Source organism: Erythrobacter litoralis (assembly GCF_029760855.1).
Classification (GTDB): domain Bacteria; phylum Pseudomonadota; class Alphaproteobacteria; order Sphingomonadales; family Sphingomonadaceae; genus Qipengyuania; species Qipengyuania litoralis_A.
Window position 1 is genome coordinate 126,028 of sequence record NZ_SOSI01000001.1, and the last position, 16,291, is coordinate 142,318.

11 protein-coding genes are annotated in these 16,291 nt (G+C 61.2%); 7 read left to right on the forward strand and 4 right to left on the reverse strand.

Going from position 1 to position 16,291, the window contains the following annotated elements; translation table 11 throughout:
* Positions 1-39: 39 nt before the first annotated feature.
* Both E3U23_RS00585 and E3U23_RS00590 read right to left on the reverse strand, forming a co-directional pair.
* Positions 40-2,313: a putative bifunctional diguanylate cyclase/phosphodiesterase gene (locus E3U23_RS00585; protein ID WP_279349227.1), complete on the reverse strand. Its 2,274-nt coding sequence runs from the start codon at positions 2,311-2,313 to the stop codon at positions 40-42.
* A gap of 83 nt (positions 2,314-2,396) precedes the next feature.
* Positions 2,397-3,839: a FecR family protein gene (locus E3U23_RS00590; protein ID WP_279349228.1), complete on the reverse strand. Its 1,443-nt coding sequence runs from the start codon at positions 3,837-3,839 to the stop codon at positions 2,397-2,399.
* A gap of 153 nt (positions 3,840-3,992) precedes the next feature.
* On the opposite strand from E3U23_RS00590, the gene E3U23_RS00595 reads away from it, so the two are divergent.
* Positions 3,993-5,624, forward strand: coding sequence for a ShlB/FhaC/HecB family hemolysin secretion/activation protein (locus E3U23_RS00595; RefSeq protein WP_279349229.1), 1,632 nt, complete (start codon positions 3,993-3,995; stop codon positions 5,622-5,624).
* A 105-nt stretch (positions 5,625-5,729) separates the two neighbouring features.
* Here the strand turns inward: E3U23_RS00595 and E3U23_RS00600 are convergent, their stop codons facing one another.
* The gene (locus E3U23_RS00600; RefSeq protein WP_347710000.1) at positions 5,730-7,019 is read right to left on the reverse strand and encodes a dihydrodipicolinate synthase family protein; all 1,290 of its coding nucleotides are present in this window, start codon (positions 7,017-7,019) and stop codon (positions 5,730-5,732) included.
* A 34-nt stretch (positions 7,020-7,053) separates the two neighbouring features.
* Here E3U23_RS00600 and E3U23_RS00605 point away from each other — a divergent pair, with 34 nt between their 5' ends.
* The 6 genes from E3U23_RS00605 to E3U23_RS00630 all read left to right on the forward strand — a co-directional run bounded on the left by E3U23_RS00605 (position 7,054) and on the right by E3U23_RS00630 (position 13,103).
* Positions 7,054-7,701, forward strand: coding sequence for a PepSY-associated TM helix domain-containing protein (locus E3U23_RS00605; RefSeq protein ID WP_279349230.1), 648 nt, complete (start codon positions 7,054-7,056; stop codon positions 7,699-7,701).
* 21 nt (positions 7,702-7,722) lie between these two features.
* Positions 7,723-8,244, forward strand: a complete 522-nt coding sequence (locus E3U23_RS00610) for a DUF2271 domain-containing protein (protein WP_279349231.1) — start codon at positions 7,723-7,725, stop codon at positions 8,242-8,244.
* Between the two features lie 28 nt (positions 8,245-8,272).
* The gene (locus tag E3U23_RS00615; protein WP_279349232.1) at positions 8,273-9,091 is read left to right on the forward strand and encodes a DUF4198 domain-containing protein; all 819 of its coding nucleotides are present in this window, start codon (positions 8,273-8,275) and stop codon (positions 9,089-9,091) included.
* Positions 9,088-10,086 carry an FAD:protein FMN transferase gene (locus E3U23_RS00620; RefSeq protein WP_279349233.1) on the forward strand — a complete coding sequence of 333 codons (999 nt, stop codon included), beginning with the start codon at positions 9,088-9,090 and terminating at the stop codon, positions 10,084-10,086. The genes E3U23_RS00615 and E3U23_RS00620 overlap by 4 nt, the downstream gene beginning before the upstream one ends.
* A 10-nt stretch (positions 10,087-10,096) precedes the next feature.
* The gene (locus E3U23_RS00625; RefSeq protein ID WP_279349234.1) at positions 10,097-10,780 is read left to right on the forward strand and encodes a Fe2+-dependent dioxygenase; all 684 of its coding nucleotides are present in this window, start codon (positions 10,097-10,099) and stop codon (positions 10,778-10,780) included.
* 121 nt (positions 10,781-10,901) lie between these two features.
* Entirely contained in the window at positions 10,902-13,103 is a 2,202-nt protein-coding gene (locus E3U23_RS00630) for a TonB-dependent receptor (protein ID WP_279349235.1), read from the forward strand.
* A gap of 1,014 nt (positions 13,104-14,117) precedes the next feature.
* Here the strand turns inward: E3U23_RS00630 and E3U23_RS00635 are convergent.
* Positions 14,118-16,241, reverse strand: coding sequence for a S9 family peptidase (locus E3U23_RS00635; RefSeq protein WP_279349236.1), 2,124 nt, complete (start codon positions 16,239-16,241; stop codon positions 14,118-14,120).
* Between the last annotated feature and the right edge of the window lie 50 nt (positions 16,242-16,291).

Below are 16,291 nucleotides of genomic sequence, written 5' to 3' on the forward strand. Positions count from 1 at the left end.
TGATATATCGCTGCGCCTCATTCGGCCAAATGCCGTCGCCTAAGCCGCTTCGTCCAAAACCCTCGGCCTCATATTCCGAACCATATCCAGCAGGCTGACCGCACTTAGCGGTTTGGCGATGTAATAGCCTTGCGCGTAGTCGCAGTTCACCGAGCGCAGGAACTCGAGACATTCGGCGTCTTCGATCCCTTCGGCCACGACTTCCAGGCCGAGTTGATGCGCCAGTTCGACGGTCGAGCTGACGAGCAGGGCGTCGCCATGGTCCCGATGGGCGTACTGGACGAAGCTGCGGTCGATCTTGAGTTCGCTCAAAGGCAGGCTTTTCAGGTAGGAAAGGGTCGATTGCCCGGTTCCGTAATCGTCCATCGAGATCGAGACGCCGAGATCGCGAATGGCTTCCAGTCCGGCCCGGGCGGTCTTGAAATCCGCGATCTCTGCGGATTCGGTAATTTCCAGAGTCAGGCGCTCGCGCGGCACCCCTTCTTCGCGAAGAATGTCCGATAGCCGCGTTATGAAGGTCTGGGACGAAATCAGGGCTGCCGAAACGTTCACCGCGACCTTCAAAGCGTGACCGGCTTCCTGCCAGACGACAATATCGTGGATCGCCCGCCGCAGCACGAAGGCCGTCAGATCGTCGATGCGATTGGCCTGTTCCGCCATGGGAATGAAGGTATCCGGCCGTAGATAGCCATGCGTGGGATGGTTCCAGCGAATCAGTGCCTCGGCGCTGCCGATCCGGTCGGTTCGCAGGTCTAGTTTGGGCTGGTAGACCACTTCGAGCTCGCCGCGCGCGATGCCTTCGTCCAGTTCGCCCATCAGAGAGAGCTGCTGGTTCAGAGCCACCTTCTGCGCCTGCTCGTGGTAGGTGAAGCAGGCCCCGCTGCGCAAAGCCCGGCTGGCGGCGTGGACCGCATCGCTCAAGGCCAGCGCATCCGCGATCCCGAAAGCGAGCTTCGCGTCGATGCGGCGCCCGGCAACTTCCAGAGGATGCCGCATGATGGCCGCCAGCGCCTGAAGCTGGCCCTCGACCTCGAACGGCTCTAGCGTCGTGGTCCAGGCGATCACGCGATCATCGACGCGGTAGATCTGCGCATTGCATCCCGATACTCTCAGGCGATCTTCGATGCGGCCGAAGACGTTGCCGATCTCGCCTCCGCCGACCACCATGCGGATTGCATCGAATCCGTCGATCATGGCGGCGACGACGCGGGTGTTCGGTTCGCTCAAAGCTTCTTTCTCGAAAGCGCGGCGATTGGGCATTCCCGTTTCCGGGTCGACCAAGCGGGTTTTCTCGAATTCCGAATGGACGAGCTTGATCCAGCGTGCGGTGGCAGAGAAAAGCACCGCCATCATTGCAGGCGCGGCCGCGAAGACCTGATTTGCGAACACTGTGCCGAAATGCAGGATGCCTGTCAGCAGGGCGAACGACATGCCTGCACGAAGAAGGATTTGCATCCCTTTTCGCGCTGCCAGGACCCACCAGACGAGGCCGGAAGCAAGGAAGAGGAGAACGGGCCATGCGACCCGGTTCGGGACGCCGCCCCGCAACGTCTCGGCCGCAAGTGCCTGTACGATCACACCGGGTATGACCCCGTATCGCGGCACGGCGTAGCGATCGCCCATTTCGATTGCCGTCGCGCCTATGATCACGTCCTTGCCGGCGAATGCTTTGGGGTCGAACTCGCCCCGCTCCACCGCAATGAAGCTGTGACGCGGAAGGCTGGTGGGATCGATCGCAAAATCCACCGGAAAGGACTGATCGGCAGACCCGGAGCGATGCGCCAGTTGCGCCGATAGTGACGGTCGGGGCGCATTCGAGTTGAACGTACCGATCAGCATATCGCGCACGACGCCGGAAGGATCGGGATCGACCGAGACCGAACCCAGAAGGACATGTTCGCGAAGTTCGGGGATCGGCAAGGCGTCCAGTTGACGCTGATCGTCCGCGCTCGCCTGCTGACCGAACACGGGGAGCACGATATCCGCCGATGCATTTGCGAGCGATCGGGCGAAGCGCGCATCCTCGACCGGATCGGACGAGGCGGAAAAATCGACGTCGAACGCGATCGTGCGCGCCCCGGCGCGGTCCAGGCGTTCGACCACGCGCGCATAGTAAGAGCGATCCCACGGCCACCGCTGGATCGCGGCGAGGCTCGCCGCGTCCATCTCGACCACATGGACCTGGCCGCTCGCTTCTTTCGAACGAAGCGCGAAACCGAGCTCTTCCAACCCGTTTTCGATCGGACGAAACGCCCCGAGGGCCGCGAGAACGCCAGCAGCCGCGACGATCGCGAGTGCGACCGCGAAACGCATGACGGACGACGCCGAGCGGCCCCGAAGACCCATTCGATAGGGGATGCCCGGCATTACGGTTTCGGAGTCAGACGGCGAGCGCTTCAATCATCATCGCCGCGCCCCTTTTTGCCACGCCCGCCCCGGTCGTCGTCATCATCGTCATCGTCATCGCGATCATCGTCGTCATCATCGCGATCATCGTCATCGTCGCGACCATCGTCATCGCGCCCCTTTTTTCCGGGGCCGCGCCGATCGTCGTCGTCCTCGTCGTCGTCGTCACGATCATCATCGTCGTCGCGATCATCGCCGCCGCCAAATCCGTCACCAATGCAGTAGCCCAGGATTTCGATGAAGCAGTCACGGCCCTCATCGACTTCGTCTTCGTCGAAGTCTTCGTCGCCGGCTCCGTCGTCCATCCCGTCGTCGCCCGCCTCGTCGTCCATTCCACCCCCGACTTCGGGCTCGGGCTCGGGCTCCGGTTCGGGCTCAGGTTCTGGCTCCGGCTCAGGCTCAGGCTCTGGCTCTGGCTCCGGTTCGGGCTCCGGCTCAGGTTCGGGCTCCGGTTCCGGCTGAGGATCAGGGTCTTCCGGCTCCGGCTGAGGATCGGGATCCTCCGGCTCGGGCTGCGGGTCAGGTTCCTGTTCCGGCGGCACGGTGCCAAGATCTTCCGGTACATCGACGATATCGGGAACAGTTTCGAGAGCGTCCTGCCCCCCCCGCCCGGCCAAAGCAGCGGTTTCGGCGACGATCTGCGCGGCGAATTCGAAGGTTTCCCCGTCAATCAACCCCCCGGACAGCTCGGAAAGATCGGCGGCGGAGCTTCCGAACGCCGCGTTGATGAACTGCGCAGGCTGCGCTTCGGTGCCATACGATCCTGGTATCGCTGCGGCCTGCGGCGTCGACACCGGCGTGCTTCCTGCCGAAGGCGCCGTGGCGGCCGGAGCCTTCCCGTCTGCTGGCCGAGCGGGAGAGTCGAGTACCTTGCGCTCCGATCCCTCCACGACGAGACGGTAGCGGTCATCGGCCGCAACCATCGCGACCGAGCCCGGCAAGACCAGGTCGCGCGCGCCTTCGTCATCGGTCGAAACCTCGACCGCACCTTCGAGCACCTGCATCGACGCGCCCTCAGGCGCGACGGTGATGGTGAACGTCGTGCCCTTCACGACGGCGGCGAGGTATTCGGTCTTTACGCCGAAATGCGGGTCCGGCTGTTTGCCGATATTAAAGAGCGCACTTCCGAAATCCTGGACGATCTGGATGATTGATCGTTCGGTGTTCGCCGCCGGGATCCGGATTTGCGAGTTTCGACGGATAGTAACGAATTCGCGCCCCCTGACGAGAACCGCGCTGCCGTTGCTTCCGGTCCGCACCACCGCCCCTGCCGGAACCTGGTATCCTTGCCGCGCCGCGACCGGTTCGGACCCGTTCTGGATCGTCACCTGTCCCTGCAATTCGCTGACTTGCCAGGGGCCGCTCTGAGCCAGGGCACTTGTGCTGCAGAACAGGGCTGCAAGCGTGGTCAGTTTGGCAATGGTTGAACGCACGGAATTTCTCCTTCGAACACTGTGTTACCGAAGGACGGGCGTCAAACTGGTTCAGAAAGTTGGTAAACGCCGACTGAAATTGATGAAAAATAAAGAGTTTGTCGTTCAAGGCTCGCGTCGAACTGACGGAGTATGGTCATGCGGTCGCATGTAATGAATAGCATTTTCCTAATGGCCCTCGCGGCACCCTATTCGGTGGCAGCGCAGGACGCGCTCGACCGGACCGATCCCACGCAAGCCGAAGATCCGGAGACACCGCCGGAGGAACTGGAAGAATCAGTTTATGTCGACGACGTTCGGGTCGAAAAGTCGGCAAACGTTGTCGATGAGGGGCGGTACGATATCGGCGCCATCGTGCTGGATGGCCTCATCGCTCTTACGCCGGCCGATTTCGCGGATATCATCGAAGACTATTCCGCCCGTTCGCTCACTGCGATGGATCTTGTTGCCCTTACCGATAGCATCGCCCGCCGCGCCCGCGAGCGCGGATACATCTTCGCCAGCGCCGCGGTCGCGCCGCAATCCCTTTCGGGGGGATACCTCCGGGTCCGGGTCGACGAAGGCGTGATCGACGAGATACGGGTGACCGGCGATGCGGACCGCGCGATCGTGGCGCAGCTCGCGCCCTTAAAAGACGGCCATCCTGTGACACTCAGCAGGCTCGAGCGGCAAATCCTCATCGCCGACGATTTGTCCGGCGTGCGCTTGCGCTCCCCGCGCTACGAGCGGGAAGGCGACAACGGCATTCTTATCGTCGAAGCGCGCCGCAGCGATTTTTCAGGGCGCGCCGAACTGACGAATGACGGCTCAAAACCCATTGGACCCGTTCGCGCAAGGCTCGACCTCGACGCAAACGGTTTGATATCGCCATTCGACGAGGTCGATCTGACATTCTCGACCGTGCCGACGGAACCCTCGGAATTGCTCTTTGCAGCCGGTCGGTACGGGATCGTCGTATCGCCGGGCGGAACCGAACTGTCCGTGTCCGGCTCCTATTCCGAAACACGGCCGGGCGCCTATCTCGAGGATCGCGATATTTTCGGAGAATCAATGAGGGTTTCGGCAAAGATCCGGCACCCCCTGAAGCGGTCCCGCGCGTTTTCGTTGTGGACCCATGGAGAATTCGAACTGCGCGATCTGCGACAGGATCGCTTCGATGTCCGCGCTCGTCACGACCGTATTCCCGCCGTGCGCCTGGGGCTCTATAGCCAGGCTTTGATGTTCGATGGATCGCTTCGCGGCGGGCTGACGCTCGCGCAGGGTCTCGATATTCTCGATGCGACGCAAACGGGCGATCCGCTGGCATCGCGCGACGATGCCTCGCCGGATTTCACGACCCTGTCCGGCTGGTTCGCGTGGGAGCGCGGGCTGAGCCAGTCTTTCAGTCTCGCCCTTGCCGGGCGCGGTCAGGCATCGACTACGCCGCTTCTGATTACCGAGGATATTGGCCTTGGCGGCAACAGCTTCCTGCGCGGCTACAACTTCAGCGAACGGACCGGCGATTACGGTGCGATGGGCTCCATAGAGCTACGCTACGACTGGGACGCGCCGTTCGATGTGCTACGGCGCACTCAGCTCTATGCTTTCGCGGATGCCGGCGCCGTCGGCAATCTGGAAGGCGGACGCGGCGGCGGTTCGCTTGCATCCGGCGGAGCAGGCCTACGCACGGCAATCACACGGGACCTTGGTTTCGATGTGGAGATTGCCCTGCCCCTGACGGGACCGCGTTACGACACCGACGATAAATCCCCGCGCATCATCGGCGCCGTTTCGCTCGCGCTATGATGTAACTGCGCGAAACCAACCGACTTCGCTACCGATGCGCTGCTGTTGCAATCGAGAACTAACGTCCCTCGATCAACGGAACCCGCAAGTCGCGTGGCTGAAACGTCAATTTATTGAGTAATAAGGGGTAGCGCCAATATCGCAGGGCCGCACGCCGCGTTCCCACGCCGCGCGTCCGACTACGAATTGGTCATCTTCGGCGTCGGTCGGACTTAGTCCGGCTCTTTCGAACGCGTTGCGCATCGCGGCGCGTGCTTCTTTGTCAAGAACCGGGATCGCACCTTCACGCGCGTGAGGATCTGCCGGCAACAAACCACCATTCCCGCCGCCCAACCATTGATAGTACCGGTTGTGCTGCCAAGGGTGCGCTCCCTTGCGAATTACGGGCGCCTGTACCGCGAAGAAGTGCGAGAGGACCGGTTCGATCTGGACCGCCAATGCATCGAGCCTTTCGAAATCGCCTGTGGCCGATACTGCGAGCATTTCATTTCCCAGTTGGCGACCGGGCGTCTGTACCGCTTCGCAGTTCCATTGTCCGCTCCAGGTAATAGCGAATTGGCGAGCGAGCGCCGGGAGAAAGTCGAGGTTTACCGGCCCGATGGAAATGCGATCGCCCAATTTTTGGGCAAGTTGCATCGTCGAGGTTAGCGAAACGGGCTGCGAGATTTTCATCGCGACTACGTTGGGCAGATCGGCCACGCGGTCATACACGTCCAGCGGCTGCCCCGCAGGCCCCAGATGGGGAAAGGCCCTGCGTCCGGTCGCGGCGTAAAGCATGACCGGCAGTTCGGTCGCCGTGATACGCTTGGCCATCAGATCGTAAAGGCCTGCTGCATCGATGTCGCGCGGATAGGTCGAAGCGAGAAGGACGAGGTCCACCCCCATTTCCTCCAGATCGGTTAGCTGGCGCAGGTCATGTTCGAGGCTGCCGCTAGCGACGATGCCGTGGACTGGCAGGGCCCCCCGCGCTTCGTCGAGCACGACGCAATAGAACTCCTTCCACTTCGGATCACCGGGCAGCGTCCAATTGATCATCGGCATCGTTCCGGAAAATCCATGCGCTATCGCATGCTGGACGTCGGCACGGATCGCCTGTTCATCCAATTCCTTTCCCCCGGGGACAAACGTCGGCAGAAACAGGTTCATCAACCCATTCAAATGATTAGCTGCCCATACGCGCTGGCTTGTCGAGGTTTCGGGTGTGATGCGCATAAGTGTTTTCCAGCCCTTTCGATTGTCCTGTCGAGCCCGAGGTAAGGTCCTTCCTATCGGTATCGCACTACAGTCGAACCATGTTCGGGACCGACTGTACCTTCTTAAGCCATTTGAAGCGACCGGCTTAGTGCGATTCCAGATTTCAGGCGATCTGTTATTGACACGCATTCTCATTTGCATCTAACCGAAGCCGGTAATTTTGATCGGTCTCTTAATGCATTCGGTGGTTCCGTCCCCCAAACAAACTGGCACGAAAACGCGCGCATCCGTATCGCCTTTCTGGAAGCGGCAGTTCCATACGTGGCACTGGATGAGCAGCGCGATCTGTCTGGTCGGGATGGTCCTCTTCGCAATCACCGGCATCACGCTCAATCATGCGGGTGCCATCGAAGCGGATCCCGACACCCAAACCCGCGAAGCCACCCTGCCTGCCGCCCTGCTGAGCGAATTGCGCGGCGCGCCGCATAGCGATCTGCAGAATGCCCCCAAAACATGGCTCGAGAACGAGTTCGACATCGAACTAGACGGCAGGCGACCGGAATGGTCCGACGCCGAGCTTTACGTGCCCCTGCCGCGTGCCGGCGGCGATGGCTGGATCGCTGTCGACCTGACGACCGGTGAAACGCTGTACGAGGATATCGATAGAGGACCGATCGCGTTTCTGAACGACCTGCACAAAGGCCGCGATACAGGCCCCGCATGGTCCTGGTTCATCGATATCTTCGCCCTCGCCTGCGTCGTCTTCTGCATCACCGGTTTGCTGCTGTTGCAGATCCACGCCCGCAAGCGGCGCTCGACCTGGCCGATCGTCGGTGCCGGGTTGGTTATCCCGCTCTTTCTCATCCTTTTCCTGATGCACTGATCCCGCGAACGAGGAACGTCCATGCGCATTACCGCCCGAATGACCCTTCCCCTGACCGCTGCCGCAATCGCTGCGCCAGCCGCCGCGGGAGAATTGCAGGTCCAGCTCGAAATCCCGCGCCTCCGCGTGGCCGAATACCATAATCCTTACGTTGCCGTCTGGCTCGAAGACGCGAACGGCAAGGCGGTCGCAAATCTCGACGTGTGGTACGATGTCGATCTGCGCGGCGACGATCCGCGCAAATGGTTGCCCGATATGCGGACCTGGTGGCGACGTGCCGGGCGTAGCAGTACGATGCCGGCTAACGGTATCAGCGGGCCGACCCAGCCGCCCGGCCGGTATTCGCTGCGCTTCAGCGAAGGCAGTCAACCGCTCCCCCGGCTCGCAGCCGGATCCTACGTTCTTCAGGTGGAAGCGGCCCGCGAGGTCGGCGGGCGTGAATTGATCAGCATCCCGTTCCAATGGCCACCGGCAAAGCCGATGACGGGATTGAAATGGGGATCGAAAGAACTCGGCACCGTCCGCCTTTCCATCAAACCCTGACTTTTTCCTCGCAAGGATCGACTGACTTATGTTCGCCAAGCCCTCGCTATTCGCTGCCAGCCTCGCGCTCGGCTTCTCCGCTTTCCTGCCGACCGCCGCCGAAGCCCATCGCCGCTGGCTGCTCCCTTCCAGTACCGTGATGGCGGGCGAGGAAGAGACGATCACCGTCGACGCCGCCGCTTCCAACGGCCTGTTCATATTCGAGCATCGCCCCCTCGGCCTCGACGATCTTGTCGTGACCGGGCCGGACGGGCAGGTCGTGGAGCCGGATGTGATCGGCACCGGTTCCTATCGCAGCGTATTCGATCTCAAGCTGGAGCGGCAGGGAACCTACCGGATCGCCATTGCCAGCAATGGCATGATCGGATCGTACGAGCTCGACGGCGAGCGGCGCCGGTGGCGCGGCAGCCGCGAGGATATGGCCAGCGGCATACCCGCAGGCGCAATTAATGTCTCGGTCAGCGAGAACGTAGCGCGGACCGAGACCTTCGTGACCTTGGGCGCGCCGAACGAAACCGCCCTCGCCCCGACCAATGTGGGGCTCGAGATGATCCCCGTGACCCATCCCAACGATCTCATTGCCGGTGAGACGGCGCAAATGCGGTTCCTCATGGACGGCGCACCTGCCGCGGGTATCGAAATCGAATTCGTGGCTGGCGGCACGCGCTATCGCGATGAGCCGGGCATACAGACGCTTACCACCGATGCAGACGGCATGATTACGCTGGATGCGGGGGAACCGGGTCTCTATTATCTCGAGGCATCCGCAGGCCGGGGCGAATATGAGGATGGGCCGCCGAACCGGCGTCTGTCCTACACGGCCGTTCTCGAATTCATGCCGCTTTGAGCGCGGCAGTTGCCTTTAAAGAGGCAGACGATCCGTTCGATCTGCTGCTGCCGCCGGATGCGCGATTTCGCGCGCCGGCTCCCGCGGGCGCGCAGCCTATAGCCCTGTCGGGGCGGACGATGGGGACAGGCTGGACGCTCGAAGCGGTCGCGCCTCGGACCATCTCACCGGATCGGGTCGAAGCCGTGCTTGCGCAGTGCTTTGCGTGCGTGATCGACCAGATGAGCCAGTGGCAGAGCAATTCGCAGATCACCCGGTTCAACAAGGGCGCGGCGGGAAGCAGGCATCGGATCGGTGCGCAATTTCGGCAGGTTCTCGAATGCGCGTTCGACATAGAGCAAGCGAGTGGCGGTGCGTTCGATCCTGCGCTGGGATTGGCAAGTGAGGCTTGGGGCTTCGGTCCCGACGCCGCTGAGAATCAGTTTCCACAATCGTCAACAGTCGGTCGCAATCGCAGGCGCACAGTGATCGACGAAACGGGATCGATCCTACAGCCGGGCGGCTTACAACTCGATCTGTCGGGTATCGCCAAGGGCTTTGCCGTGGATCTTGCCATCGCAAGCCTCGATGCGCTCGGTATTGAACATGCTTTGCTCGATATCGGCGGGGAATTGAAGGCGATCGGTTTGCGCGCCGATGGACTACCATGGTGGGTCGATCTCGCCGTGCCGCCAGGTTCCGCGGCGCCTGCCACACGGATCGGCCTGACCGGTTGGGCCGTGGCGACATCCGGCCATTGGGAGCGGCGGCGCCAAGCGAAGGGTCGTTCGTGGTCGCACACGCTTGACCCGGCCACCGGTTCGCCGACCAACGATGCGCTCAGTTCCACGGTGCTGCATCCCGGCTGCATGCAAGCGGATGCGCTGGCGACCGCGCTCATCGTCATGGGCATGGATGAAGGTATCCACTTCGCGGATCGTCACAAGCTGCCCGCCCGCATCGCCGGTCCCGATGGCGCCGCCGAAAGCGCGGCATGGCGGGCTTGGAAAGGATGAGAGACCGTCCATGATGCTCAGGGTCGAAAACGTGCTGTCGCCGGATAGCGTCTCAGAGTTGCGCACCCTGATCGACGCGGGCGAATGGGTCGACGGGAACGAGACATCGGGGCATCAATCCCGAACGGCCAAGCGCAACCGCCAGTTGCGCCACGGCAGCGAAGTTGCCCATCGAGCGGGCCGCTTGGTGCTGGACGCTCTGGGGCTAGCGCCTGAATTCATCGCAGGGGCGCTACCGCTCAAGGTTTTCCCGCCGCTCTTCAACCGCTACGAAGGCGGAGAGGCATTCGGCGATCATGTCGACAATTCCATCCGGCGCATCGAAGGCACGGATTTCCGCATCCGCAGCGATCTATCCGCAACGCTGTTTCTGACAGACCCCGACACGTATGATGGCGGGGAACTGGTGGTGAAAGACCTGTTCGGCGAACACCGGGTAAAGCTGCCTGCAGGCGACCTCGTGCTCTATCCCGCTTCCAGTGTTCACCGGGTCGAACCCGTCACGCGGGGCACCCGCGTCGCGAGCTTTTTCTGGCTGCAGAGCATGGTCCGCGATCCGATGCATCGCGAACAGCTTTATCGACTAGACCGAACCGTGCGGATCCTGTCGGTCGACCGCGGACCGCACGACGAGGCCGTGATCGAACTGACCAATCTCTATCATAATCTGATGCGTAATTGGGCCGACGCCTAACCCGATACGCGGCGCGCTATCACCCACCTTACACTGCAAATGAGAATAGTTATCATTCTCATTGACTCCCTTTCCCAGCTTTTCCATAGGCGCCGGACATAACGGACAGGGAACACCAGCAATGACGACCGCCCCCACCATCCCGACGAAGCGCTCGGCCACGTATCTCGCTATCGGCTGCGTCGGGTTCATCGCCAGCGCCCCCGCTTTTGCGGAAGATGCGACGGATGGGGCGGCAGCGTCGCAACCGACGGACATTATCGTGACCGGGAAGCGCGCGGACGAACTGGAGCTCGAACAAAGCACCGCGCCGATCCTCGACACGCCTCGCATCGTAAATGTCGTCACCGAGGAAACGCTGGAGCAAACTGCGTCGTATTCGTTCGAAGAGGCCCTGCGTACCGTGCCCGGCATCACGCTGGGAGCCGGAGAGGGTGGCACGTCGGCCTCCGACATCCCGCTGATCCGCGGCGTCGATGCGACCGGCGACGTGTTCGTGGACGGCGCACGCGATATCGCGGTGCAGACGCGCGAGACTTTCGCGGTGGAGCGGATCGAGATCTTCAAGGGGCCGAGCGGCGCCTTCGGGGGTCGCGGCGCGGCGGCTGGCGGCATCAATATCGTCAGCAAGACGGCGCGCGCGGGCAACTTCGTTTCCGCGACCGGCACGATCGGCACATCGGACCTGTATCGTGTGACCGCGGATGTGAACCAGGAGGTCGGCGATACGGTGGCCGTGCGCTTGGTGGGTCTGTTCCACGACTCCGAGACGCCCGGCCGCGATGCGGTCTACGACGATCGCTGGGGCGTATCGCCCTCCATCGCGCTCGGGGTCGGCGGCCCGACCGTGGCGAGCCTGACGCACTACCATTTCGAAAGCGACCAACTCCCCGATTACGGCATCCCGGTAACCTCGCGCGATCAGCTTCCTGACGGGAAGCGCAGGCCGGCGGATGTAGATTACGACAATTTCTATGGCCTGCTGGCCCGCGATTTTCAGGATACGCGCATCGATGCGACGACCTTCCAATTCGATCATCACATGGGGAACGGGTGGAGCGCATCGGCGCTGCTTCGGTATTCCGATTCCGATATGAACTATATCGTCACCAATCCTGACGACAGCGCAGGAAACGTGCAAGACGGACGGGTCTGGCGTGCGACGAAAAGCCGTAATTCGAACACCGAAACCTTGGCGGCGAACGCGAATATCTCCGGCAAGTTCGCGACCGGCTCGGTGCTTCACAGCCTGTCCGCCGGTGTCCAATACAGTTGGGCCGATACCTACAATCTCAATTACAACGTAGACACGGGGGACCGCAACTGTCCGGCCGAGGCACTCGCCTCGTTCAATTGTACCGACCTAATGAACCCCGATCCGACCGATTCCTGGACGGGTGCGATAACGGCTGCGAGCATTCCCGGTCTCGCTCGAGCCGAGGATCTGAGCATCTATCTGTTCGACTCTATCACATTGATACCGGAGCTGATCGTCAATGCCGGTGTGCGGTATACCGATTACCGGGCGAGCGGCTCGGGTTCGTCGCGCGGTACGCCATTCAGTGGAGAACTCGAAACCGACTTCGTAACCTATCAGGCCGGGCTCATTTTTAAGCCCGCTCCTTCGATCAGTCTTTACGCCTCCTACGCCAATGCGAAAAATCCCCCCGGGACCGATGTCGGCGCCGGATCGGGCAACATCGCGATCAGCAATGATACCTACGCACCGCAAGAAACCGAGAATTACGAAATCGGCGGCAAAGCGGAACTCTTTGGGGGCGCGATGCAGGTTTCGGCGGCCGCTTTCCAGGTGGATCGCGGAAACATCATCGATACGGACCCGCTTGGCGAACTGACGGGCCCCATCATCGATTACGCCCGAATTCGCGGGTTCGAGGTCGGTGTAACGGGGACCGCAGGTCCGGTCTCACTCTTCGGCGGCTATACCTATCTGGATAGCGATATTGCCGAGACCGACTTTTCCCTTCCCAACACGCCCGAACACAATCTTTCGCTGACCGCATCGGTCAATGTCGATGATCGCTTCAGCTTTGGCGGCGGAGCCTATGCCCAATCGGAAAGGTTCGCCGACGGTATCACGAGGGATCCGATAACCCGCGCCGTATCAGGCAATAAAATCCGCGCCGATGGTTATATCCGGTTCGATGCCTTTGCCGCCTATGCCTTCAACGAAAATGTCGGACTGCGCCTCAATGTGAAGAACATCGGGGACGAGCGCTACATCGCCAAGCTTCGCAATCCGCATTTTGGAGTGCCCGGCCAAGGACGCCAAGCAATCCTTTCCATCGCCTTCCGATACTGAAGGGAAACGGCGATATGAGTTACGAAATAAGGAATTGAAGGGCGGAGTTCGCAGCACTTTAAGCTTGGGGTCTAGTCACAGGCGCTTGCCGAGTTTGCTGGAATGAAAGCAAGAAGAACGTGTGACGCCAAGACTACAGGACTTGGTTATTTGGAAAGTCCACCTTTTACGGTCCTAATCCGGTCCGACTAATACTCCAGCACGGTAGGCCAAGCCAGATGCTAGAGTTCCGCACCGCTACCGAAAAAACTCCTTAGAAAGAGAGCAAAACCCATGAACCGGGTGGCGGAGAGGGTGGGAATCCACCTAAGAACATAACCTCTTAAATTTTAATTGATGATCTTCGGTCATCAGTATTCCATACCCTTACAAGTACCCCGCCTTCAGGGAGGTAATTCCAATTACCTACGAATTAGCTTGACGTACAATAGACACCATCGCTCGATAGCAGCTTTGCGCCCTAATCTCGGCCATTCAAGGTCCGTGCGCTGCGACCCGAAAGCTGCCGTTCGTTCAGGATGATTGGAAGGGCGGCGGCTAGGCGACCCAATTTTCGTTATTCGAGGTGCTTACAGTATTTTCCAGAACCTGCCGCTCGTTCATGTATCCACTCCGGTTGGATCGTAGAGATTGATACGTATAAGCATGCGAATGCTGCGACGGATGAGCCAGTTACGCGGACGTAGAGGCCGTAGAATTCGACGGTAAAGATCATTCTGCCTTCATGCGAGCTTTTACCGTTTGCAAAAAGCAGGGCTGGTCGAAGGATAATAAGCGCGGCCGGGTCTGCAGTACGCGGGCTGGCTTTACTCGATCAAAGGCCGACGCGTTCTAGCTCTCGCTCGAGCTGGTCGGCGCGACTATCGAAATTGTCGGGGCGTGCTTCCAGTCGCTGCTGTTCCGCCTCGATGGTTTCGCTGCGCGTTCTACGGTCAGATCAGCATAATTATCGGTCGCGTCAACTTTGTCTACGATTGATGAGGCGACAGGAACCGTCGTACTAGCCGTTAAACGCTAGTCGCTGCGTCGCCATCCCTGCTTGTACCGTTCGAACCACGCGATGATCGCCGCAGCCTTGGCTGCGCTATGCGAGGGGCGCGCCGCGATGCTGCCGTGGCTTGCACCGGGAACCTTGACCAGCGCGGTGGGCACGCCGCGCAGGCGCAATGCGGTATAGTACTGCTCGGATTCGCTCACCGGGGTGCGATAATCCTCGCTCCCGACGACAACCAGCGTGGGCGTTTCGACGTTGCCGACCAGCGAGAGCGGCGAGCGGGACCAATAGAGCTCGGGGTTCTCCCAAGGCTGCGCGCCCAGCCAATAAGTGCCGAAAAATGCCGCGCCGTCGGCGGTCAGCACTTGGGTTGCCCAATTGATGACCGGCTTTTGGGTAGCGGCCGCCTCGAAACGATCGGTCTTGCCGACGATCCAGCTGGTCAGCGCGCCGCCGCCGGATCCGCCGGTGACGAATAATGCGTTTGGATCGGCAATGCCTTGCGCGATCGCTTCGTCGACGATGCTCATGAGATCGATATAATCATTGCCTGGATAGGCTTTATCGATCTCGTTCGCGAAAGCTTCGCCATAGCTCGTCGAGCCGCGCGGATTGGGCGAAAGCACGGCATAGCCTGCCGCTGCATAAAGCTGATTGTCAGTTGCGAAATGCGGACCGTAAGCGGCGAAGGGGCCGCCATGAATTTCGAGGATCAACGGTACCCGCTGCCCTTCGACATAGCCCGGCGGCAATGTCAGCCAGCCTTCGATCGTCATACCATCATGGCTGGACGCGGTCGTGATTTTGCGTACCTCGCCCATCGTCTTCACTTCGCGAAGGGATCGGTTCAGATCGGTTAGAATGCGTGTGTCGCCGCTGCGGGTGACCCGCAATTCGGCAGGGCGTGTGGGCGGGCCGCCGGTCGAGGCGATCGCATCGTCCTGCGATACGGAGAAACTGCCGCCGGTATAGGGCCGGTCGAGACCGCCGCCGGATAGCCCCGCGACTACGTCGCGCACCGATCCATCGAGCGCGATGCGCGCCACGCGGGTTTCGCCTGCGACATCGTATTGAGCATAGATCGCGCGACCATCGGCATCCCATTCGATGCCCGTGGGGCTGAAGTCCCAGTCTCCGGTCAGTAGGCGACGGTTCGAGCCATCGGCATCCATGACATAGAGATCGTCGTTCTCGTAAGCTCGCAGCGCATCGTCGAAGCCGAGATAGGCGATTGTCCTGCCATCGGGTGAAACGCGCGGACTGTGATCCGGCCCGTCCCGACTGGTGAGCTGACTTATTCTGCCTGTCGCAATGTCGAGCGCGTGAATTTCGCCTTCCACTGGGTCGGTCTGCCAATCCTCGTTGCGGTTCGCGCCGAAATAGATCGTTCGGCCATCGGGCGACCAGGATAGCGGACCCCCGTCATGGTTCGGCCCGAAGGTGAGCTGGCGCGGCGCCCCGCCGGTTGCCGGAATGACGAAAATCTTTTCGAAGCCCGGCTTCAGATAGCCCGCGCCGTCCGCACGATAGGTCAGCAAGTCGTAGACTTCGAGCGGGTCGGCCCACTCCGCGCCCTCGGGCCGGTTGGCGGGCGCGGAGCCGAGCTTGGGCGCATCGTCTTCTACCAGCATCGTGTAGGCGATCGAGCGGCCGTCGGGCGACCATGCCATGCTCGAGGGGCTGTTCGGCAGCCCGGTCAGCCGCACCGCCTCGCCCGCATCCATGAAACGCACCCAGAGCTGTGCGTTTCCTCCGCTCGTCGAGACATAAGCTAAGCGATCGCCCGAGGGCGACCAGCGGGGCGAAAAGGCATCTCCATCCTGTCCGGCGAGCGGCGTCTCTTCGCCCGTACGCGCATCGACCAGCCAGATCGCGCTGCGCGTGCTGTCGCTTATCACGTCGTTCGAACGGCGCACATAGGCGATCTGTGAACCGTCGGGGCTGATCTGCGGATCGGAGGCTATTGCAAGATCGAACAGATCCGCGCCCGTGAAGCGCCTTTCGGGACCCTCGCGTACGGTCCCGGCGGCGGAAGCAGCTTGTGGTTTTGGAGCCTGTATCGTCGGTTGCGGTTCCTGCGCAGCAAGGCTTACGGATGACAAGGCAAGTGCGCCCAAACTCACAATACTGGCCATTCGCTTCATAAATCCGCCTTCCGCTGGGTCTGAGTTTTGAGGCTCGCTTCCGTGCCCCC